The sequence below is a fragment of the Selenomonas sp. WCT3 genome, assembly GCA_900100835.1.
GTDB classification, from domain to species: Bacteria; Bacillota; Negativicutes; order Selenomonadales; family Selenomonadaceae; genus Selenomonas_A; species Selenomonas_A ruminantium_E.
The window spans coordinates 222703-242702 of sequence record FNCM01000004.1; the positions used below are offsets into that span (position 1 = coordinate 222703).

Below are 20000 nucleotides of genomic sequence, written 5' to 3' on the forward strand. Positions count from 1 at the left end.
GGCGATGAAAAATATAGCAGTATTGGGCTCTACGGGGTCTATCGGGACTCAGACTTTAGAGGTAGTACGCAGTCATCCGGATTTATTTCATATTTCGGTGCTGGCAGCTAATGCCAGTGATGAACTTTTGGAACAGCAGATTCGCGAGTTTGAACCGGAGCTGGCAGTTCTTTCGGATGAGGCTGCTTATAGCCGGCTGAAGAGCCGGTATAGTGGTCCCACAAAACTGGCGGGAGGCCGCCAGGCTTTTATCGATGCAGCTGCCGTGGATGAAGTCGATACGGTGGTTACGTCGATGATGGGCTTTGCTGGTTTGGAACCAACGATGAAAGCTCTGGATGCCAAGAAAGACATTGCGTTGGCGAATAAGGAAACCTTGGTAGTGGCTGGTGAAATTGTAACCCGCCGGGCTAGGGAGCAGGGCGTAGCGATTTTGCCGGTGGATAGTGAGCATTGTGCGTTTTTCCAGTGCTTGCAGGGAGAAAAGCTGGCCAGCATCGAAAAGCTTCTGCTGACTTGTTCGGGAGGGCCTTTCCGCGGGAAAAAACGCGAAGATTTGAAAGATGCGACGGTGGAGCAGGTACTAGCTCATCCGACCTGGAATATGGGCAAAAAGATTACCGTTGATTCGGCCTCGCTAGTCAATAAGGGGCTGGAAGTCATCGAGGCCAAATGGCTCTATGGCGTTCGCTATGACCAGATTCAGGTAGTGGTGCACCCCCAGAGCATCGTTCATTCCATGGTACAGTTCCATGATGGTGCGGTTATTGCTCAATTGGGTTCCACGGATATGAAGCTGCCGATTCAGTATGCCCTTACCTATCCGGACCGTACGGATTCGGAATTTGAGCGCCTGGATTTCTGGAAGATGAAGGACTTAACCTTTTCTAGACCGGATACGGATACCTTCAAGGGACTTAAATTTGCCTATGAGGCCGGTGAGATGGGGGGCAGCATGCCTTGCATTTTCAATGCGGCCAATGAGATTGCTGTTGGTGCCTTCTTGAAGGGGGGCATCAAGTTCCTCGATATTTATGACATTATCGAGCAGACGATGCTGAAACGTGAATGCATCATGGAACCGACGCTGGAGGAATTGTTTGAGGAGGATCGCTGGGCCCGCGACTTCGCGGCGTCCCTGCTGACGAAATAACAGGCAGGTGTTTTTATGGTTTTGACGATAGCAGCAGCTATTTTTGTTTTTGGTCTTTTGGTGCTGGTTCATGAACTGGGGCATTTTATTACGGCAAAACTAACGGGTATGCGCGTGGATGAATTTGCCATCGGCTTTGGGCCGAAGCTCATAAGCCATCAGTGGGGCGAAACCGTTTATTCGATTCGTGCCATACCCCTTGGCGGTTTCAACGACATAGCGGGCATGGACCCTAGTGATAACGATGCTGGTGAGCGCGGTTATTGTGCCAAACCGGTTCTTTCCCGAATGGTGGTCATTCTGGCGGGGTCCATTATGAATTTTATCTTGCCGGTGTTCCTGTTCTTTGGCATCTTTTTCTTTGCTGGTGTCAGCACCCCAAATCCCGAGCCAATCCTTGGAACGGTTATGGAAGGCAAGCCAGCGGCGGAAGCAGGCCTTAAAAATGGCGACCGGGTTCTCAGCCTTGACGGTGTGGGCACGAATTCTTGGGCCGATTTTGTCAATGGCGTGAAGGACAATACGGGAGAACCGATTACCGTTGTGGTTCAGCGTGGCGACGAGAGAGTTACCACGGTCATGACGCCGGTTTATGATAATCAGGCGAAGAAGGCTGTAGTTGGAGTAATGAGTTCGGTGGAGACCCATCACCCCGGTGTCTTGGAAGCAGCTCAGCTGGCTGTAAGCAAGACCGTGGCGATTATCCTGATGATGCTGGATGCCCTCTATAAGATTATCCTGGAGCTTTCCGGGGCGGAATTGGCTGGCCCCATTGGCGTAGCCCAGATGGCTGGCGAGGTGGCGCAAATGGGCTTTGTACCGTTGCTCAATTTTGCTGCTTTTTTGAGCCTCAACCTTGGCATCGTGAATCTGTTCCCGATTCCGGCTCTGGATGGCGGCCATTTTGCTGGCCTGGTCGTTGAGGCAGTACGGGGGAAGCCCATGAGTCCGAAGGCACTGGAATACACCCAGAAGATTGGCATTTTCCTGCTGATCTTGCTTATGGTGCTGGCGACAAAGAATGATATCGTACGCGTCTTTACGGGAGGCTAAGAAATGATAAAACGAAAAAAGACCCGGCAGATTCATATTGGGCCCGTGGCCATTGGCGGCGGCGCACCGATTTCGGTGCAGTCCATGTGCAATACGAAGACGACGGATACCGAGGCCACGGTGGCGCAGATTAAGGCTTTGCAGGCTGCGGGCTGTGATATTGTCCGTCTGGCTGTGCCAGATATGGAAGCGGCCAAGAATTTGGGGAATATCATTGCTCAGGTTGATGTGCCACTGGTAGCCGATATCCATTTTGATTACAAGCTGGCCTTGGAGGCTATTAATCAGGGAATTTCAGCTTTGCGTTTGAATCCAGGAAATATTGGCGGTGAGGAGAAGGTAAGGGCTGTGGTGCAGGCGGCCAAAAACAAACATATCCCCATTCGCATAGGCGTCAATGCTGGTTCCTTGGATAAGAAAATTCTGGCCAAGTACGGCGCGGTTACGCCAGAAGCCTTGGTAGAATCGGCAATGCAGCATATTCGCATCCTGGAGGACCTGGATTTCCACGATATGAAAATATCCCTCAAAGCCCACGATGTGCCCCTTACCTTAGCGGCTTATCGCTTGATGAGCGAGACGGTGGATTATCCGTTGCATCTTGGTATCACCGAGGCGGGAACGGTCAATACGGGGATTATCAAATCGGCGGTAGGAATCGGTGCACTATTGGCGGAAGGCATCGGCGATACCTTCCGGATTTCTCTGACGGGAGACCCGGTGGTTGAGGTAAAGGTGGCCAATGAGATTTTAAAATCCTTAGGGCTTAAAGAATATGGCCCCACGCTGGTAGCTTGCCCCACCTGCGGCCGGACTAGCATCGATTTGCCGGCTATTGCTGCCCAGGTGGAAAAGAAGCTGGAAACCATCAAAGATCCCATCGATGTGGCTGTTATGGGCTGTGTGGTCAATGGCCCCGGCGAGGCACGGGGAGCGGATGTAGGCATTGCCGGCGGCAATGGCGAGGGCCTGATTTTCCGCAAGGGGGAAATCATCCGCAAGGTACCAGAAGAAATACTGGTGGAGGAACTGTTCAAGGAAATCGATGCAATATTGGAGGAGCGTAAACAGAAATGAGAGCAAGTAATTTATATGCACCAACACTTCGCAATACGCCGGCTGAGGCCGAGATTGTCAGCCATCAGCTGATGTACCGTGCGGGGATGATCCGCAAGGTTGCCGGTGGTATGTACACTTTCCTGCCCTTGGGCTGGCGGGTTATCCGCAAAATTGAGGAAATCATCCGTGAGGAGATGGATGAAGCTGGCGGTCAGGAAGTAGCTATGCCGATTCTGCAGCCTTCGGAGCTTTGGGAAGAAAGTGGCCGTTGGGCTGCCTATGGCGATGAGATGATGCGCATCAAGGACCGCCATGGCCGTAATTTTTGCCTTGGCCCGACTCATGAGGAAATGATTACCGACCTCGTCCGGGATGAGGTTAGCAGTTATAAACAGCTGCCGCTGCTGCTCTATCAGATTCAGGATAAATTCCGCGATGAACGCCGTCCGCGTTTTGGTCTTATGCGCAGCCGCGAATTTATCATGAAGGATTTGTATTCTTTTGATAAGGACGTAGAGGGCATGAATGTGTCCTATCAGAAGATGTACGATGCCTATACGAACATCTACAACCGCATGGGACTCAAATTCCGTCCGGTTGAAGCCGATAACGGTGCTATCGGTGGTGGTCATTCCCATGAATTTACCGTATTGGCTGAGGCGGGTGAGTCCAACATTGCCTACTGTACGAAGTGCGATTATGCCGCCAGTGATGAAAAGGCTGAACTGGCTCCGATTGAGGCCGCTTCTGAGGAAGCGTTGGCGCTGGAAAAAGTTGAAACTCCGGCAGCTGCTACCATCGAGAGTGTAGCGGAGTATCTAAATGTTCCGGTGGAGAAAACCATCAAGGCCGTAGCCTATCAGACGGATACGGACCAGCTGGTATTGGCTTTTGTTCGCGGTGACCATGAAGTCAACGAAGTTAAGGTCATCAATCAGGTGGAAGGTGCGCTGGAACTCCGGATGGCTGAGGACGAAGCCATCGAGGCTGTGGGCGGATGCCCGGGCTTCATGAGCCCCATTGGTATCAAAGAAGGCACGTTGATTCTGGTGGACCCGACCGTCATGAACATGTACAATGCAGTGGCTGGTGCTAATGAAGCGGATTACCACTACAAGAATGTAAATCCGAAGCGGGATTTCACGCAGCAGAGCCTAGTGGTTACGGATTTGCGCATGGTCAAAGAAGGCGACCTGTGCCCGCGCTGCGGAGCCCCGATGACCATGACTCGTGGTATCGAAGCTGGCCAGGTATTTACGCTGGGAACGAAGTATTCCAAAGCAATGGGGGCAACTTTCTTGGACGAGCAGGGGAAATCCCAGCCCCTCTACATGGGTTGCTACGGTATAGGCGTTGGCCGTACCATGGCTGCGGCAATCGAGCAGAACAACGATGAGCAGGGCATCATTTGGCCAAGAGCCATTGCTCCCTTTGAAGTGGTTGTCGTTGCCGTCAATGCGAAAAAAGATGACCAGCTGGCCTATGCCGAAGAAATCTATGCAGAATGCCGCAAAGCTGGCATGGATACGCTGTTGGATGACCGCAAAGAGCGCGCTGGCGTCAAATTCAAAGACTGCGATTTGATTGGCTACCCGGTGCGGGTAGTGGTTGGTCCGAAGGCTGTGGAAGAAGGCTTGATTGAGGTCAAGGTACGTAAGACCGGGGAAGTATTTACCTTCAGCCGGGAAGAGTATCTGGCAAAAGTTCAGGAACTTTTGCAGACCCTTTAAGGTTATACGAGCATATAAAAAAGCTCCATCGTAAGATGGAGCTTTTTGTGCTATGAATGATTATTCAGCAGAGCCGACTGCCTCGTTGAGACCTTCAACCAGAGCGTCAACATCGATGCCATGAGCCATAGCACCCTGCTCGATGTTTTCGAAATGAGCGGCAGCGCAGCCAAGGCAGCCCATACCAGCGTTAACGAATACATCAACCGTGTCCGGGTACTTCTGAACAACTTCGAGAATGCTCATGTCTTTGGTAATTGCCATAATATATAACCTCCTATATATAGCCTAGTAAAAACCCATCAAGGATGGGAAATTTCCATTACCCGAATTATAGCACAGATGGGTTCGGCGATACAAGGAATAATGAACCACATTCATCAAAAAATCGAAAGGGGACTGGAATTTTCTTTTGAATCGGGTTAAAATGAATAGGACTTTGAAAGTGAGGAATCGAAAGATGTCGTTGGAACATAGAAGAAAAATTCCTGGAAAATGGTGGCTGCGGGCGGTGGCAATCTTGCTTTTGCTGCTGGTTCCTGTGTTGATATCCGGCCAGAAGCCGATGACGGCGACTATGGTGGCAGACAGTGAGACGGGCACCAAGGTGATGGTACTCAATTATCATAAAATCGACAATACCTTTATCTCGCTGGCTGTACGCCCGGATGATTTCGATGAACAGATGCGTTACCTTCGGGATAATGGCTATCATACGATTTCCCCGGATGAACTGTATGACAGCATAGCAGGAAACGGGGAACTTCCGGAAAATCCGGTGCTGATTACCTTTGATGATGGCTATGAAGACAATTATACCAACGCGTACCCCATTTTGAAGAAATATGGGTTTAAGGCAACTATATTTGTTATAACGAGCTTCCTGGGAAAGGATAAGAACTATTTGACGTGGGATCAGGCTAGAGAGATGGATGCGCATGGCATCAGCATCGAATCCCATACCGTTGACCATAAATCCATGACGGACCTTACGGACGAACAGCTTCGTATGGAGTTGGTCGACTCCAAGAAGAAGGCCGAAAAGGAGCTGGGCCATTCGGTAGATTATATGGCTTATCCCACGGGCACCTATAACCTTCACATTGCGGAGATGGTGAAGGAAGCAGGCTATAAAGCGGCCTTTACCATCAAATATGGAAATGTGGATAAAGCCAGCAATATCTATGCATTGGAGCGTGTGCCGATATTCCATACCGAAGATACGCGCAAGGATTTTCTGGAGCGCATCCGTTATACCCCCATATTTGAACGCTTTGGCTGGACGAAAAACTAATAGAAATGGTTGCGGGGCTACTGGCTGGGCAACGAAGAACCTGTGAATAAACAGTGAAATCAATCTGTTTATTCACAGGTTTTTTTTATTAATTGTGGAAAAAATTGTGGAAAAATCCTGGTGGCGGTGAACTAGGACTTGCAAAAGTGGCGGATTTTTGATATAAATGAGAGAAGAAAAGTGGTGAATTGTGGGGGAAAGTGGTTTAAAAGACCAGAAAGGTGGTGAGGCAGAATGTTCATGGGGGAATACGTACATTCCATCGATGCCAAAGGGCGTATCATTCTGCCGGCTGATTTCCGTCAGGAACTTGGCGTTACCTTTGTAATCACCCGTGGTCTCGATAACTGCTTGTTCCTATATGGACAGCAGGCCTGGGAAGAATGGGCGGCGAAACTTCGCGCTTTGCCCATGGCGAAACCGGCTGCCCGTGCTCTCAATCGATTCTTCTTTGCTGGTGCTAGAACCCTGGAATGCGATAAGCAGGGCCGTTTTCTGGTTCCGGCTAATCTTCGTTCCCATGCGGGGATTGCCTTAAAGCAGGATGTTGTGCTTACCGGTGTCGATAATCGCATTGAAGTATGGAGTCAGGAGCAATGGCAGAAATATAATGAAGAGGTGGAGCCGGATGTGACGGCGATTGCCGATTCCCTTTCGGAATTGGGAATATAACCCATTTTTCATGAAGTTAGAGAAAAGTCAGGAGCAGGAAACATGGAGTTTCATCATATCAGCGTGATGCTGGAGGAGACGGTAAAAGGTCTCGTGACAAATAAAAAGGGAACTTATGTGGATTGTACCCTGGGTGGAGCTGGTCATTCCCGCAGGATTACGGAATTGTTGGAACCGGAGGGGCGTCTCATTGGTATTGATCAAGACGAAGAGGCCATTGCGGCGGCAACGGAACGGTTGAAGGACGCGCCCTGTCAGGTGGATATTGTTCATAGCAACTTCCGCAATCTGGAGTCGATTCTTGAGGAAGAGAATGCTCCACTGGTGGATGGTGTGGTGTTCGACCTTGGTGTTTCGTCCCATCAGATTGATACGGCGGAGCGTGGGTTTTCGTATATGCAGGATGCGCCTCTTGATATGCGCATGGACCCGGAAGCAGGATTTTCGGCTTACGATGTGGTCAATACCTATAGTGAGAAAGATCTGGACCGCATTTTCCATGATTACGGTGAGGAACGCTGGGGACGCCGCATCGCGCAGTTTATCGTCAAGGAGCGGGCGGCAAAACCGGTTGAGACGACTGGAGAGCTGGTGGATATCATCTGCAAGGCCGTGCCGAAAGCGGTTCGTCAAGCGGCAAACGGTCATCCGGCCAAGCGCATCTTTCAGGCCATTCGCATTGAAGTCAACGATGAACTGGGCATTTTGGAGAATGCCTTCCGCACGGCCGTCAAGCATTTGAAGCCTGGGGGGCGTATTGCCATCATCACCTTCCATTCCCTGGAAGATCGCATTGCCAAGACGACCTTGAAGGAAATGGCCCGTGGCTGCATTTGCCCGCCAGAGCTTCCCGTCTGCATGTGCAACCATAAGCCAGAAATTCGCATGATTGGCAAGCCAATCCAGGCAACCAGTGAGGAATTGGCCAACAATTCCCGTTCGAAGAGCGCTAAGCTAAGAATCGCAGAGAAATTACCGCAACAAGAGAAAGGAGGGGATCGCTGATGCTCGCAAGACAGGAAGAAGAACAGGTAGAAGAAGTGCTTTCGGTGGAGGAAGAAAACAGACGGTTAAGACAAGCACCAAAGGAGCCGCTTTTTAAGACGGTTTTGGATACGAGTACCCGATCCCACTGCCAAATCCTTTTTTTGACGATGGCAGTTCTGGCCATGCTGGTTACGGTGGGCAGCGGTGTCAGTGCAAGCCGTGGCTATGCACTGGTGGCTGTGCAGCAGAAGGCTGATGCGTTGGAGCAGGAGAATGAACGCTTGAAGATTGATATTGCGAAGCTCAAATCGCCGGAACGCATCAAAAATATTGCCCAAGACCAGCTGGGGATGGAAGTTCCTAAGCATACGTATTTCAGTCAGGAAAAGTAAATACCTGGCCGCATAACAGGCGGCTGTCAAGAAAAGAGGCTGTCATGCAACGTGAACAGCTTCTTTCGCGTTTATACAGAAAGAAAAAATACTACTATTTTTTATCCAGACGGTTTATAATAGTGTACGGTCCGCAATTATGAGTGGCGGAATCTGAGGAGGAAAATCGATGAAAACTATCAATCAGCTGGCAGAGCTCGTTAAGGGCGCTGAAGTTATTGGCAATAAAGAAACGGTTATCACGGGGATTGAACACGATTCCCGCAAGGTCGAAAAGGGAACGCTTTTCGTTTGCATTCCGGGCATCCACGTGGATGGCCACCAATTTATTCCCCAGGCAGTGGCTGCCGGTGCTGCGGCCATCCTCACGACGCGGGCAGAGGTAGAGGTGCCAGAGGGCATCGCCGTGCTTTTGGTCAAAGACCTTACGGCAGCCTTGGATACGATTGTGCCCTTTTTCCATGATTATCCGGCTCGCAGCATGCGGGTTATTGGTATAACCGGTACCAACGGCAAGACTACCACCAGCTATATCACCCGAGCTATCCTGCGTGAAGCTGGCTATAAAGTAGGTCTCATCGGAACCATCCAGATCATGATGGAAGATGAAGTATTCCCGATTCACAATACGACGCCGGATGTAGTGGAACTCCAGCATACACTGGCCATTATGCGTGACAAGGGAATGGACTATGTGGTTATGGAAGTATCTTCCCATGCACTGGACCAGAACCGTGTGGCGGGGATTGAATTCGATACGGCTGTTTTTACGAACCTTACCCAGGATCATTTGGATTATCATAAAACCTTGGAAAACTATATGTTGGCAAAGGCCAAATTGTTTGAAGCGGTATCAAGGGAGGGCGTCAAACAGGGCAAGACCGCTGTGGTCAATGTCGACGATGAAGCAGGCAAGACGATGCTAGAGCATGCATCCTGCCGCCACCTGACCTATGCGATTAATGGCGAAGCAGATTTGCGGGCTACGGATGTCGATGTCCTGGCTAGTGGTGCTAACTTCACGCTGAATCATGAATCCTTTGGCGAGATGGTTCTCAAGCTACATATTACGGGTATTTTCAACGTCTACAACGTCATGTCGGCTGTGGGCGCTGCTCTGGCGGAAAACATCAAACCGGAAATCATTGAGAAGGTTTTGCAGGGCTTTACCAGTGTGCCGGGACGCTTTGAACTGGTAAAGGCTGGCCAGGATTTTTCCATTATCGTTGACTATGCCCATACGCCGGATGGGGTGGAGAATGTGCTTCGCACAGCGCGGCAGATTGCCAAGAAGAAAATCATTGCAGTCTTTGGCTGCGGTGGCGACCGCGACCGCACCAAACGTCCGATTATGGGACATTTGGCAGCGCAGCTGGCTGATGTGGTTATTGCCACGTCGGATAATCCCCGTTCGGAGGATCCGGAATTTATCTTGAGTGAAGTAGAAGCCGGTGTGAAAGAAGCGATTGGCAGCAAGCACCATGAGAAGATTACGGATCGCCGTGAGGCTATTTTCCGGGCAGTGGAATTGGCTGAAACCGACGATATTGTCATTATCTTAGGCAAGGGCCACGAAAACTACCAGATTTTGAAGGATGAAACCATTCATTTCGACGACAAGGAAGTGGCGAAAGAGGCAGTTGCTGCCCACAAGGAGGGAAACTGATGCCAGCATTTAATCTTGAGGAAGTACAGGCGATTACGAAGGCTTCCGTGTATGCCAAAGAGAAAGAAAATTTCTGCGACCTGGTCAGTGATACCCGCAAGATTTCGGAGGGTGTCCTTTTCCTGGCTTTTAAGGGTGAGCGCTTCAATGGCGAAGATTTTGCTGCCGAAGCATTGGAAAAAGGGGCTGCTGGCGTAATGGTAAGCCGTGATTGCGCGCCGGAGATTTTGGCGGCTTGCAAGGGGACGGTTTTACAGGTGGAGGATACGCTGACTGCGTATCAGCAGCTGGCTCATGCTTGGCGTATGCGCTTTACGGATCTTCCGGTGATTGCCATCACTGGTTCGAATGGAAAGACGACAACCAAGGACCTTACGGCAGCTGTTTTGTCCGCCCGTGGTCCGGTACTTAAAACTCAGGCAAATTTCAACAATGAAATCGGTCTGCCGATGACCCTTTTGGGAATCCGGAAGGAGCATACGGCTGCTGTGGTAGAAATTGGCATGAGGGGGTTCCATCAGATCGAGGCTATGGCCCCTATTGCGGAACCAAAGCTTGGTATTGTGACCAATGTCGGCGAGACCCATATGGAGCTTTTGGGCTCCTTGGAGAACATTGCCAAGGCAAAGGCAGAGCTGGTAGAAGCAATTCCTGCTGGGGGGACGGTTATCCTCAACGCGGACAATAAATACGTGGCCGGCATGCGGGACAAGGCCAAGGCAGGAGTACACGTCCTGACCTTCGGCCTAGAGCAGGAGGCCGATGTGCGCGGTGATGCCATTGAGACGGAAGGGCAGACGACGCGATTTTCCGTAACGTATCAGCAGGAACGCCACGAATATACCATTGCGATGGTGGGACGTCACAATGTCTACAATGCCCTGGCGGCTATTGCCGCAGGCTTTGCTTTAGGGCTCACGGCGGCGGAAATCAGCCAGGGACTGCAGCATCTTGAAGCGACGAAGATGCGCTTTGAGTGCCAGAAAGTTAAGGATTGGAATGTGGTGAACGATGCCTACAATGCCAGCCCCATGTCGATGACAGCAGCCATCAATACCCTTTCAGAATTGACGAAGGGCCGCAAGATTGCGGTAATGGGCGATATGTTAGAATTGGGCAGTGTATCGGTGGAAGCCCATCGCCGTGTGGGTGAGGAGCTGGCGGAGCATCATTTTGCTGCTGTCATCACCCGTGGTGAGATGGGAAATCACATCGCCGATGGAGCCGAAGCTGGCGGGATTGCAACTGTATATCGCTGCACTTCCCATGAAGAAGCTGCCCAGCGGCTTCACGAAATTCTGCAGCCGGACGATACGATTTTATTCAAGGGCTCCCGCGGGATGCAGATGGAAAAAATTATCGACCTGCTTTAAGGAAAATGAAATAGAAAGAGGAATCACAAAGTGGAAACGAGTTTACTCATTGCGGCAGTGGTAGCTGCTGGTTTTGTATTGGTGACGGGGCCCTTCTTTATCCCCGAACTTCATAAACTGAAATTTGGTCAGAGCATTCGTGAGGAAGGGCCAAAGAGCCATCAGGCGAAAAGTGGTACGCCAACCATGGGCGGAATCATGATTATTTTGGGAATTACGATTGGCACGGTGGTGGCAGCACCGCTCTCCACGGAAATCCTGCTGGCGCTTTTCATCACCTTGGGCCATTTCGTACTTGGGTTTCTCGATGACTATATCAAGGTGGTTAAGAAACGCAACCTGGGCCTTAAGGCCAAGCAGAAGATGCTAGGGCAGATTATCATTGCGGTCGTTACGATGATTATCGGTACTCGCATGCTGGGAATCGATACGAGCGTATGGCTGCCGATTGCCAACACTTCCATCAACATTGGAGCAGGATATTATTTCCTGTTGCTCTTTGTTATGGTGGGTACCTCCAATGCCGTAAATCTTACCGATGGCCTCGATGGATTGGCTTCTGGTACGATGGCTATTGCTGCTAGTGTTTACGCGGTTATCTGTCTGAATATGGGGCATAAAGAATTGGCGATTTTCTGCGTTGCGGTTGTAGCAGCCTGCCTGGCTTTTTTGCGATTCAATGCGCATCCGGCTAAAGTGTTCATGGGGGATACGGGTTCCCTGGCATTGGGCGGTGCTCTGGCAGCAGTCGGTATTTTGACACATACAGAAGTTTTGCTGGCTGTCGTCGGCTTGATTTTTGTCTGTGAGGCCCTTTCGGTTATCATCCAGGTTATCTCCTTCAAGTCTACGGGCAAGCGTGTGTTCCGCATGAGCCCCATTCATCATCACTTTGAACTGGGTGGATGGTCTGAGTGGAAGGTTGTATTCGTATTCTGGGCAGTAGGGCTCTTGGCAGGTATTGCGGGCCTTTGCATGCTGTAATTGTTCATTCGAGTTCATAAGAATTCATTGAGGGGGATTTCTTCGTGGTTATGGATCTTTCGGGAAAGAAAGTACTGGTAATCGGTGCCGGCATCAGCGGTTTTGCTTCGGCTAAATTGGTCAAGTCCTTTGGAGCAGAGGTAGTGCTCAGCGATGCTAAAGAGGAAAAAGATATTTCATACGATTTCCAAGAACTTCGGGATAAAGGGATTGAACTGGTATTTGGTCTCCAGCAGGAAAGTCTGCTGGATGATGTAGACTGGGTGATGGTATCGCCGGCCGTTCCCGAGCGAATTCCGCTTATTCAGGCAGCTTATGCCCGCAAAATCCGCGTGCTTACCGAAGTAGAGCTGGCCTATGAGTTGGCCGAATCCCCCATTTGTGCGGTGACGGGGACAAATGGCAAGACCACCACGGTTACGCTGTTGGGGCTGCTGTTGGCAACCCATTACAATCCGGTAGGTGTGGGTGGTAATATCGGTGTCCCGCTTTCCGAAGAAGTGCTTCGCGTTGGCAAGGGCGGCTGCATTGCCGCTGAGATATCGAGCTATCAGATGGAAATCACGAAGGATTTTCATCCGCATGTTGCGGCGGTGCTTAATGTAACGCCGGACCATATTGTGCGTCATGGTTCCATGGAAGTCTACCAACAGATGAAGGAGAAAATGTTTGCGCAGCAGACCGAAGAGGATTTTCTGGTGCTCAATTACGATGACGAGCAGACCCGTGGCATGAAGGCTAGAGCTAAGGCGAAAGTTTGCTATTTCAGCCGCCGGGAAGAGCTGGCGGAGGGTGCCTTTGTCCGGGATGGCCAGTTAGTAATTCGTTGGTCAGGGCAGGAGCATCAGCTTTGCCCCGTTAAGGATTTGGGCATCAAGGGCGGTCACAACGTGGAGAATGCTTTGGCGGCGGTGGCTTCGGCCTTCTTGGCCGGTTGTGAGCCGCAAGCCATGGTTCATGTTCTCAAGGAATTCCGTGGGGTTGAACACCGCATTGAATATGTCCGTGATGTAGATGGTGTGGCCTATTATAATGATTCTAAGGCAACTAACACGGATTCTGCCATCAAGGCTTTGGAGACTTTTGAGCATGGCATTGTGCTCTTGGCAGGCGGTGACGATAAACTTACGGATCTTACGGATTTCATGCAGCTGTGCAAAAAACGCGTTTCGGATTTGGTGCTGCTCGGTGCAGCCGCTGAGCGCTTTGAGCAGGAGGCTCTTAAAAATGGTTATCCGGCCGAGCACATTCATCGGGTAGGGTTCTCCATGGAAAAGGCAGTGGAAAAAGCACATGCTCTGGCAAAAGCTCCGCAGGTGGTCCTGCTTTCACCGGCTTGTGCAAGTTTTGATATGTATGATGGAATGGCGCAGCGTGGCCGCGACTTCAAGCGCCTGGTAAATAATTTATAAAAGGGGTTCTTATTTTGAATATTATTGTATCTGGTGGCGGAACGGGTGGACATATCTATCCGGCTATCACGATTATCCGCACGATACAGCAGAAATATCCCGAGGCGAATTTCCTCTATGTGGGAACGACCCGGGGATTAGAGGCCGATATCATTCCCAAGGAAGGATTGCCCTTTGCAACGGTGGACATTCAGGGCTTTGAACGTCATTTGACGCCAGCTAATCTGATTCGTGCCGGCAAAGCCATGGCCGGAGTGGCAAAAGCGGCGAAGATTGTCCGCGATTTCCGCCCAGACGTGGTGGTGGGAACTGGCGGTTACGTCTGCGGCCCGATTTTGCTGGCAGCAAGCCTTATGCACGTGCCGACATTGATTCAGGAGCAGAATGTTGTCCCGGGAATTACCAACAAAATCTTGGCCAAATTCGTTTCGAAGATTGCAGCGGGGACCGAGGAAGCGATGAAGCACTTTCCCGCCGAAAAGGTCCTTTGCACGGGCAATCCCATCCGCAGCGAAGTCATGACGGCCCTGCGGGAAGAAGGGGCCGCCGAATTCGGTTTTGACCCGAAGCGCAAGACGGTATTGGTGTCTGGCGGCAGCCGCGGTGCCCGGGCCATCAATCGCGCCATGATTGATGTACTGGTGCAAGCTGCTGCTCATCCTGAGGTACAGTATTTGCATGTTACGGGAAAGAACGAGTATGAAGATGTTGTTCAGCGCTTGACTCAAGCCGGTCTTGACCTGGAGGCAGTGGAACATATTAAGGTTCGACCCTATCTTTACGATATGCCAAAGGCTATGGCTGTGGCAGACTTGGCCGTATTCCGTGCCGGTGCCACTGGATTGGCAGAGCTCACGGCCCGGGGAATTCCATCGATTCTGGTTCCTTATCCATATGCGGCTGAGAACCATCAGGAGCACAATGCAAGAGCATTAGAAGAAGCTGGAGCAGCCAGGATGATTCTCAATAAAGAATTGACCAGTGAACGGCTCAGTTCCGTTCTGGCAGAACTTTTGAGTGAAGAGGATAAATTAGCGGCGATGGCAGAGGCCAGCCGCCAAATGGGACGTCCTCAGGCGGCAGCAGACATTGCCGATCTCGTACTGGAACTTGCGAATCGTTCATGAGGGGAGAAAGATTGATGAAACAGCTGAAAGAGCTTAAAGATATCAAAAAGATTCATTTTGTTGGTATCGGTGGAGCTGGTATGAGCCCACTGGCAAAGATTATGGCAGAACTTGGTTATGAGGTATCTGGTTCTGACCGGGAAGATTCTCAGGTGATTGAAAATCTGCGCAAGCTTGGCGTCAAGGTTATGCTGGGAGGCCAGAAGGGGGAAAATGTCAAGGGCGTTGATGCGATTGTCGTATCGACGGCAATTCCCTATGACAATCCAGAGGTACTGGCAGCCCGTGACTTGGGCATTACCAAGCTCCATCGTTCGGATATCAACGCAGCCCTGGTAAATGAATACAAGGGCATTGCCGTTGCTGGTGCACATGGTAAGACTACTACCACTTCGATGCTGGGGGTATCCCTTACCCATGCAGGCGTTTCCCCGACGGTAATTGTCGGTGGTGAGGTTCCAGACCTGGGTACCAATGCAAAACTTGGGGAAAGTGAATATCTGGCATCGGAAGCCGATGAAAGCGATGGCTCCTTCCTGAAACTTCGTCCTCATATTGCGGTGGTAACCAATGTGGAAGATGATCATATGGACCACTATGGTACGATGGAAAACATCATTAAGGCCTTTCGTCAGTTTATCCAGAATGTGGACAAAGAGACTGGGTATGCGGTACTCTGCTTTGATAACGAAAACCTGCGCAATATCGCCAAAACGGTAGACCGCAAATATTACACCTATGCCATTGATCATGAGGCGGATTATCGTGCTGTCAATATCAAAACTGGCGGCAAGGGAATCTGTTTTGATGTGGTTCATGGGGAAGAGGAACTGGGGCATATTTCCCTCAATATTCCGGGACGTCACAATGTGCTGGATGCCATGGCCTGCATTGTAACTGGTCTTACCATGGGGGTTCCCTTCGAGCAGATGGCTGCAGGCTTGGCCGCCTTCCATGGCGCTAAGCGCCGTTTTCAGACGAAGGGACGTGTCAATGGTGTATGGGTTGTGGATGATTATGCCCATCATCCGACGGAAATTGCCGCAACGCTTAAGGCTGCCAAGGAAACGAAACCGGGCCGCTTGATTTGTGCTTTCCAGCCCCATCGTTATTCCCGCACTCAGCTTTTGCATGAGGAGTTTGGCAAGGCCTTTGTATCGGCAGACCTTTTGATTCTTACGGATATCTATGCAGCTGGCGAGAGCCCCATTGAAGGGGTAGATGGTGAGACGATCCTGAAGGAAGTTCGTCGTCAGTCCGGCCAAGACGTAATCTATCTGCCCCAGCGCGAAAAAGTGGCAGCGCACCTCAAAGAGGAAGTCAAAGATGGGGATTTGGTTATCACAATGGGCGCAGGCGATATCTATAAGACGGGAGAAGAACTCGTTGAGATGTTGGAAAAGTAATCGAGGTTAAAGGAGAATACATTCAAATGAATCAGGATAAAATTGTTGTTGTTATGGGCGGAACCTCCACGGAGGCAGAGATTTCCCGTCAGACGGGGACGGCCATCTTGAAGGCACTTCAGTCCAAGGGCTATAATGCCGAGGGGATGGAACTCAATCCGACGACTTTTGCCGAAGATATCCGCAAGAGCGGCTGTGCTATTGTATTTAATGCCATTCATGGCAAATTTGGTGAGGATGGCATGATTCAGGGAACGCTGGATATGCTGGGAATTCCTTATACGGGCTCTGGGGTCCTGGCTTCGGCTGTAACTATGGATAAGGCAGCCTCCAAGCGGGTATTTTTGGCTGAGGGCATATCGACGCCGCGCTCCCAGACCTTCCATGCCTTTGAGATGAAACACAATCTGGTAGAGGAAATCGAGAAAAACTTTTCCTGGCCGGTAGTGGTTAAAGCTGCTTCCCAGGGGTCAAGTATCGGTGTCTATATCGTTCAGAATCATGACGAGCTGGAAAAGTCTTTACAGGAAGCCTTTTCCTATAACGATGAAGTCCTGGTAGAGGAATTTATTAAGGGGCGTGAGCTGACTGTTGCCGTTTGGGGCGACGATGAAGCCAAAGAAGCATTCCCAATCATTGAGATTACGACTACCTCTGGCCGATATGATTACGAAAGCAAATACACCAAAGGTGCTTCGACGCATATTATTCCCATGCCGGTATCGGATGCCAAGACGAAAGAAATTCAGGAATTGGCTATCAAAACCTTTACGGCTTGCGGATGCCGTGGGGTAGCACGGGTTGACATGATGCTGGGAACTGATGAGAAACCCTATGTAATTGAAGTCAATTCCGTTCCGGGCATGACGGAACTTTCCTTGGTTCCAGATGCTGCTCGGGCAATGGGGGTTGAGTTCCCGGAGCTTTGCGAACGCATTTTGGAAATGGCCGGTTTCAAAAAATAAGCCGCTTGCCGGACCATGCCGGACAGGATATCACCTGTCCGGTTTATTTCTAACAGAGGAAGGAAGTGAAAGTAATGGAAGAAAGGGAACATGAACAACTAGAACCACAGCCCGTGACGGTCAATCGAAAAGTTCGCCGCAGTCCACGGCGAATTATCAAAGGTCTTTTATTTCTGCTCATATGTGGAAGCATAATGGGGATTGCCATCTATTCGCCTTTGTTTACCTTTCAGCGGCTGATTCTCAATGGCAATGCATATTTAAGCAGCGATGATGTTATGGATATTGGCAGAATCCAGAAGGGCAGACCGCTTTTTCAGCTGAAAACCGATGAGATTACGCAAAATCTCATGCATGACCTGCGCATTGAATCAGCGGTGGTTCGCAGACGGCTGCCGGATACGATTGAGATTGATATCACCGAACGGGTGCCGGTGGCAACGGCAATATGCGATTATGGCTATATTGATTTTGACCGGCAGGGAAAAGTAATTCATAGCTATCGGTCTCTTCATAAAATGCCAATCCCTTTGATAACGGGAACGACCTTGCATGATTTGTATATTGGGGATGACAATAAAGATGAGCGGGTGGCGCAAATCCTCATGTTTCTGCAGAGACTGAATGCGGATGCCCTTAACCAGATTTCGGAAATTAATATGACCAATCCGGAACAGATAACTGCCTATACGACAAACTCGGTTCAGATACGCTTGGGAAACATGGATCGAATGGAAGAAAAGGCAAAACTAACCCAGGAGTTTCTCGATAACCTTCCCAATAGCCGCCATCCCATCGAATATGTGGATTTCAGTTATACCGCCCCCTTTATTCGGCTGAAGCACATGCCAACAGAAAAAGAGACTGTTGTCAATGCGAATGCGCAGTAAATATACCTTGTTTAGTGGGAATTCTGGAAGTTTTTTCGGAAAAGCTATGGAATTCAATGCAAAATAATGATAAAATAAAACAGTATAATTGTGCAGATTGGCAAATGTGGTAAGATAACCGCATTATAGAATATAATCGTCATGGGGGTTAATGCAGTGTTTGAATTGGATGATAATGGCCTGGATCAATTGGCTACAATTAAAGTAATCGGTGTTGGCGGTGGTGGCAGCAATGCAGTCAACCGCATGATTAATCTTGGCCTTCAGGGCGTAGAATTTATTGCTGTAAATACTGATGCGCAGGCTTTGATGAAGTCTTTGGCACCGAAACGGATGCAGATTGGTGAAAAACTCACCCGTGGTCTTGGTGCAGGTGCTCAGCCAGAGATTGGGCAGAAGGCTGCTGAGGAAAGCCGCGACGATATTTTGGAAGCACTCCGTGGTGCAGATATGGTATTCGTAACTGCTGGTATGGGCGGTGGAACAGGTACTGGTGCTGCTCCGGTAGTAGCAGAGTGTGCCCGTGAAATTGGTGCGTTGACAGTAGGCGTTGTGACGCGTCCGTTCTCATTTGAGGGAATGAAGCGCCGCCGCAATGCAGAGTCTGGTATTGCAAATCTAAAAAAACATGTGGATACGATTATTACGATTCCCAATGACCGTCTGATGCAGGTGGTTGATAAAAAGACGCCGATTACGCAGGCTTTCAGCATTGCAGATGATGTGTTGCGCCAGGGCGTAAAAGGTATTGCAGACCTTATTGCATTGCCGGGGCTTATTAACCTTGACTTTGCTGACGTGAAGAATATCATGAGCAATGCTGGCTCTGCCCTGATGGGTATTGGTGAAGCTTCCGGTGAAAATGCAGCGGTAGAGGCTGCTAAGGCGGCTATTGCATCGCCGTTGCTGGAAACCAGCATCGATGGTGCTCGTGGTATCTTACTTAACGTTACCGGTGCGGAAGAGAATCTCAGCATGTTTGAGGTTACCGAGGCGTCGAATTCTATTGAGGAAGCTGCTGACAGCCAGGCAAATATTATCTGGGGTGCTGCCGTTGATAATACCATGGGTGATACTGTACGCGTTACAGTTATTGCCACTGGTTTTGATGCGCCAGAAGAAATTGGCGTACAGACTCCCGTTCAGCCGGCAGCAAGTACGATTCCTGCGGCAACAGATGTAACGGATAAAACGGCAGAAGCTCAGCCTGCTGCACCAGCTCCAGACTTTATCGACATTCCGGTCTGGATGCGTCGAAAATAATAAAAAAACAGTTGACAAGAACGTTAAGAGCAGATATAATATATCTTGTTCTTAACACTTGTTAATTGCATATGGGTAGGTGCCCGAGTGGTTAAAGGGAACAGACTGTAAATCTGTCATCTTCGGATTACGATGGTTCGAATCCATCCCTGCCCACCATTATGGCGGCGTAGCTCAGTTGGCTAGAGCATGCGGTTCATACCCGCAGTGTCAGGAGTTCAAATCTCTTCGCCGCCACCATTTGCAATCAGTAAGCGCATCACGTAAGTGGTGCGCTTTTTATTTTTTAAAAAATGTAATTAGTTCAAAAAAGGTGTTGACAATTTATAATAAAACGTGTAACATAATACAAGTCGCTGAGAGATACGGCGAAACAAAAGCTTCAGACCTTGATTGGCAAAACGGATGCGATTGTTTCTCTGAAAAGCTTCGAAAAGAATTTAAAAAAGTTCTTGACAGAAACAAATCGATGCGATACAATAAATGAGTCGCTGAAATGAGCGACAGAGATTGTTCTCTGAAAACTAAACAATGTAAAATGAAATCATGCAACATGATTTAAGCCAGATGTTAA

At 49.8% G+C, this 20000-nt stretch carries 18 protein-coding genes and 2 tRNA genes; 19 read left to right on the forward strand and 1 reads right to left on the reverse strand.

The features are described 5' to 3' along the window. Window positions 1-4: 4 nt before the first annotated feature. Genes BLQ36_RS05570 through BLQ36_RS05585 form a run of 4 tightly spaced genes read left to right on the forward strand, consistent with a single transcriptional unit; the run spans window position 5 to window position 4995 of the window. Entirely contained in the window at window positions 5-1153 is a 1149-nt protein-coding gene (locus BLQ36_RS05570; protein ID WP_074514473.1) for a 1-deoxy-D-xylulose-5-phosphate reductoisomerase, read from the forward strand. A gap of 15 nt (window positions 1154-1168) precedes the next feature. Beyond that, window positions 1169-2206, forward strand: a complete 1038-nt coding sequence (gene rseP / locus BLQ36_RS05575) for an RIP metalloprotease RseP (RefSeq protein ID WP_074514475.1) — start codon at window positions 1169-1171, stop codon at window positions 2204-2206. A gap of 3 nt (window positions 2207-2209) precedes the next feature. Next, window positions 2210-3283: a flavodoxin-dependent (E)-4-hydroxy-3-methylbut-2-enyl-diphosphate synthase gene (ispG, locus tag BLQ36_RS05580; RefSeq protein ID WP_074514477.1), complete on the forward strand. Its 1074-nt coding sequence runs from the start codon at window positions 2210-2212 to the stop codon at window positions 3281-3283. Further along, window positions 3280-4995, forward strand: a complete 1716-nt coding sequence (locus BLQ36_RS05585; RefSeq protein WP_074514479.1) for a proline--tRNA ligase — start codon at window positions 3280-3282, stop codon at window positions 4993-4995. The genes ispG and BLQ36_RS05585 overlap by 4 nt, the downstream gene beginning before the upstream one ends. Before the next feature lie 60 nt (window positions 4996-5055). On the opposite strand, the gene BLQ36_RS05590 is transcribed toward BLQ36_RS05585, so the two are convergent. After that, window positions 5056-5259, reverse strand: coding sequence for a DUF1858 domain-containing protein (locus BLQ36_RS05590; protein ID WP_074514480.1), 204 nt, complete (start codon window positions 5257-5259; stop codon window positions 5056-5058). 202 nt (window positions 5260-5461) lie between these two features. On the opposite strand from BLQ36_RS05590, the gene BLQ36_RS05595 reads away from it, so the two are divergent. From BLQ36_RS05595 to BLQ36_RS05665, 15 genes are all read left to right on the forward strand, one after another. Beyond that, window positions 5462-6289: a polysaccharide deacetylase family protein gene (locus tag BLQ36_RS05595; RefSeq protein ID WP_074514521.1), complete on the forward strand. Its 828-nt coding sequence runs from the start codon at window positions 5462-5464 to the stop codon at window positions 6287-6289. A 234-nt stretch (window positions 6290-6523) separates the two neighbouring features. Next, on the forward strand, window positions 6524-6961 hold the full coding sequence (gene mraZ / locus BLQ36_RS05600) for a division/cell wall cluster transcriptional repressor MraZ (RefSeq protein ID WP_074514482.1): 438 nt from the start codon (window positions 6524-6526) through the stop codon (window positions 6959-6961). Window positions 6962-7003: 42 nt separating this feature from the next. Further along, a complete protein-coding gene (gene rsmH / locus BLQ36_RS05605) occupies window positions 7004-7966 on the forward strand; it encodes a 16S rRNA (cytosine(1402)-N(4))-methyltransferase RsmH (RefSeq protein ID WP_074514483.1) in 963 nt (320 codons plus the stop codon). Then, window positions 7966-8340, forward strand: a complete 375-nt coding sequence (locus BLQ36_RS05610; protein ID WP_074514485.1) for a cell division protein FtsL — start codon at window positions 7966-7968, stop codon at window positions 8338-8340. The genes rsmH and BLQ36_RS05610 overlap by 1 nt, the downstream gene beginning before the upstream one ends. Window positions 8341-8509: 169 nt before the next feature. Continuing rightward, entirely contained in the window at window positions 8510-10006 is a 1497-nt protein-coding gene (locus BLQ36_RS05615; protein WP_074514487.1) for a UDP-N-acetylmuramoyl-L-alanyl-D-glutamate--2,6-diaminopimelate ligase, read from the forward strand. Beyond that, window positions 10006-11379 carry a UDP-N-acetylmuramoyl-tripeptide--D-alanyl-D-alanine ligase gene (locus tag BLQ36_RS05620; RefSeq protein WP_074514488.1) on the forward strand — a complete coding sequence of 458 codons (1374 nt, stop codon included), beginning with the start codon at window positions 10006-10008 and terminating at the stop codon, window positions 11377-11379. Before BLQ36_RS05615 ends, BLQ36_RS05620 begins: the two co-directional genes overlap by 1 nt. A gap of 30 nt (window positions 11380-11409) precedes the next feature. After that, entirely contained in the window at window positions 11410-12363 is a 954-nt protein-coding gene (gene mraY / locus BLQ36_RS05625; RefSeq protein ID WP_074514490.1) for a phospho-N-acetylmuramoyl-pentapeptide-transferase, read from the forward strand. 50 nt (window positions 12364-12413) lie between these two features. Continuing rightward, window positions 12414-13775, forward strand: a complete 1362-nt coding sequence (murD, locus tag BLQ36_RS05630) for a UDP-N-acetylmuramoyl-L-alanine--D-glutamate ligase (RefSeq protein WP_074514522.1) — start codon at window positions 12414-12416, stop codon at window positions 13773-13775. A 14-nt stretch (window positions 13776-13789) separates the two neighbouring features. Further along, window positions 13790-14902: an undecaprenyldiphospho-muramoylpentapeptide beta-N-acetylglucosaminyltransferase gene (murG, locus tag BLQ36_RS05635; RefSeq protein WP_074514492.1), complete on the forward strand. Its 1113-nt coding sequence runs from the start codon at window positions 13790-13792 to the stop codon at window positions 14900-14902. 14 nt (window positions 14903-14916) lie between these two features. Beyond that, window positions 14917-16308, forward strand: a complete 1392-nt coding sequence (gene murC / locus BLQ36_RS05640; RefSeq protein WP_074514493.1) for a UDP-N-acetylmuramate--L-alanine ligase — start codon at window positions 14917-14919, stop codon at window positions 16306-16308. 26 nt (window positions 16309-16334) lie between these two features. Continuing rightward, the gene (locus BLQ36_RS05645) at window positions 16335-17273 is read left to right on the forward strand and encodes a D-alanine--D-alanine ligase family protein (RefSeq protein ID WP_074514495.1); all 939 of its coding nucleotides are present in this window, start codon (window positions 16335-16337) and stop codon (window positions 17271-17273) included. A gap of 74 nt (window positions 17274-17347) precedes the next feature. Further along, complete coding sequence (locus tag BLQ36_RS05650) at window positions 17348-18163, forward strand: cell division protein FtsQ/DivIB (RefSeq protein ID WP_081342231.1); 816 nt, start codon at window positions 17348-17350, stop codon at window positions 18161-18163. A 156-nt stretch (window positions 18164-18319) separates the two neighbouring features. Further along, window positions 18320-19426, forward strand: a complete 1107-nt coding sequence (gene ftsZ, locus BLQ36_RS05655; RefSeq protein WP_143558681.1) for a cell division protein FtsZ — start codon at window positions 18320-18322, stop codon at window positions 19424-19426. A 73-nt stretch (window positions 19427-19499) separates the two neighbouring features. After that, window positions 19500-19585, forward strand: a tRNA-Tyr gene (locus tag BLQ36_RS05660). A gap of 4 nt (window positions 19586-19589) precedes the next feature. After that, a tRNA-Met gene (locus tag BLQ36_RS05665) sits at window positions 19590-19666 on the forward strand. Window positions 19667-20000: the final 334 nt, after the last annotated feature.

Bases quoted from the DNA above. Each gene is read 5' to 3' on its own strand.
- BLQ36_RS05570 (WP_074514473.1), top strand. From the start codon at position 5: ATGAAAAATATAGCAGTATTGGGCTCTACGGGGTCTATCGGGACTCAG.
- rseP (WP_074514475.1), top strand. From the start codon at position 1,169: ATGGTTTTGACGATAGCAGCAGCTATTTTTGTTTTTGGTCTTTTGGTG.
- ispG (WP_074514477.1), top strand. From the start codon at position 2,210: ATGATAAAACGAAAAAAGACCCGGCAGATTCATATTGGGCCCGTGGCC.
- BLQ36_RS05585 (WP_074514479.1), top strand. From the start codon at position 3,280: ATGAGAGCAAGTAATTTATATGCACCAACACTTCGCAATACGCCGGCT.
- BLQ36_RS05590 (WP_074514480.1), bottom strand. From the start codon at position 5,259: ATGGCAATTACCAAAGACATGAGCATTCTCGAAGTTGTTCAGAAGTAC.
- mraZ (WP_074514482.1), top strand. From the start codon at position 6,524: ATGTTCATGGGGGAATACGTACATTCCATCGATGCCAAAGGGCGTATC.
- rsmH (WP_074514483.1), top strand. From the start codon at position 7,004: ATGGAGTTTCATCATATCAGCGTGATGCTGGAGGAGACGGTAAAAGGT.
- BLQ36_RS05610 (WP_074514485.1), top strand. From the start codon at position 7,966: ATGCTCGCAAGACAGGAAGAAGAACAGGTAGAAGAAGTGCTTTCGGTG.
- BLQ36_RS05615 (WP_074514487.1), top strand. From the start codon at position 8,510: ATGAAAACTATCAATCAGCTGGCAGAGCTCGTTAAGGGCGCTGAAGTT.
- BLQ36_RS05620 (WP_074514488.1), top strand. From the start codon at position 10,006: ATGCCAGCATTTAATCTTGAGGAAGTACAGGCGATTACGAAGGCTTCC.
- murD (WP_074514522.1), top strand. From the start codon at position 12,414: ATGGATCTTTCGGGAAAGAAAGTACTGGTAATCGGTGCCGGCATCAGC.
- murC (WP_074514493.1), top strand. From the start codon at position 14,917: ATGAAACAGCTGAAAGAGCTTAAAGATATCAAAAAGATTCATTTTGTT.
- BLQ36_RS05645 (WP_074514495.1), top strand. From the start codon at position 16,335: ATGAATCAGGATAAAATTGTTGTTGTTATGGGCGGAACCTCCACGGAG.
- BLQ36_RS05650 (WP_081342231.1), top strand. From the start codon at position 17,348: ATGGAAGAAAGGGAACATGAACAACTAGAACCACAGCCCGTGACGGTC.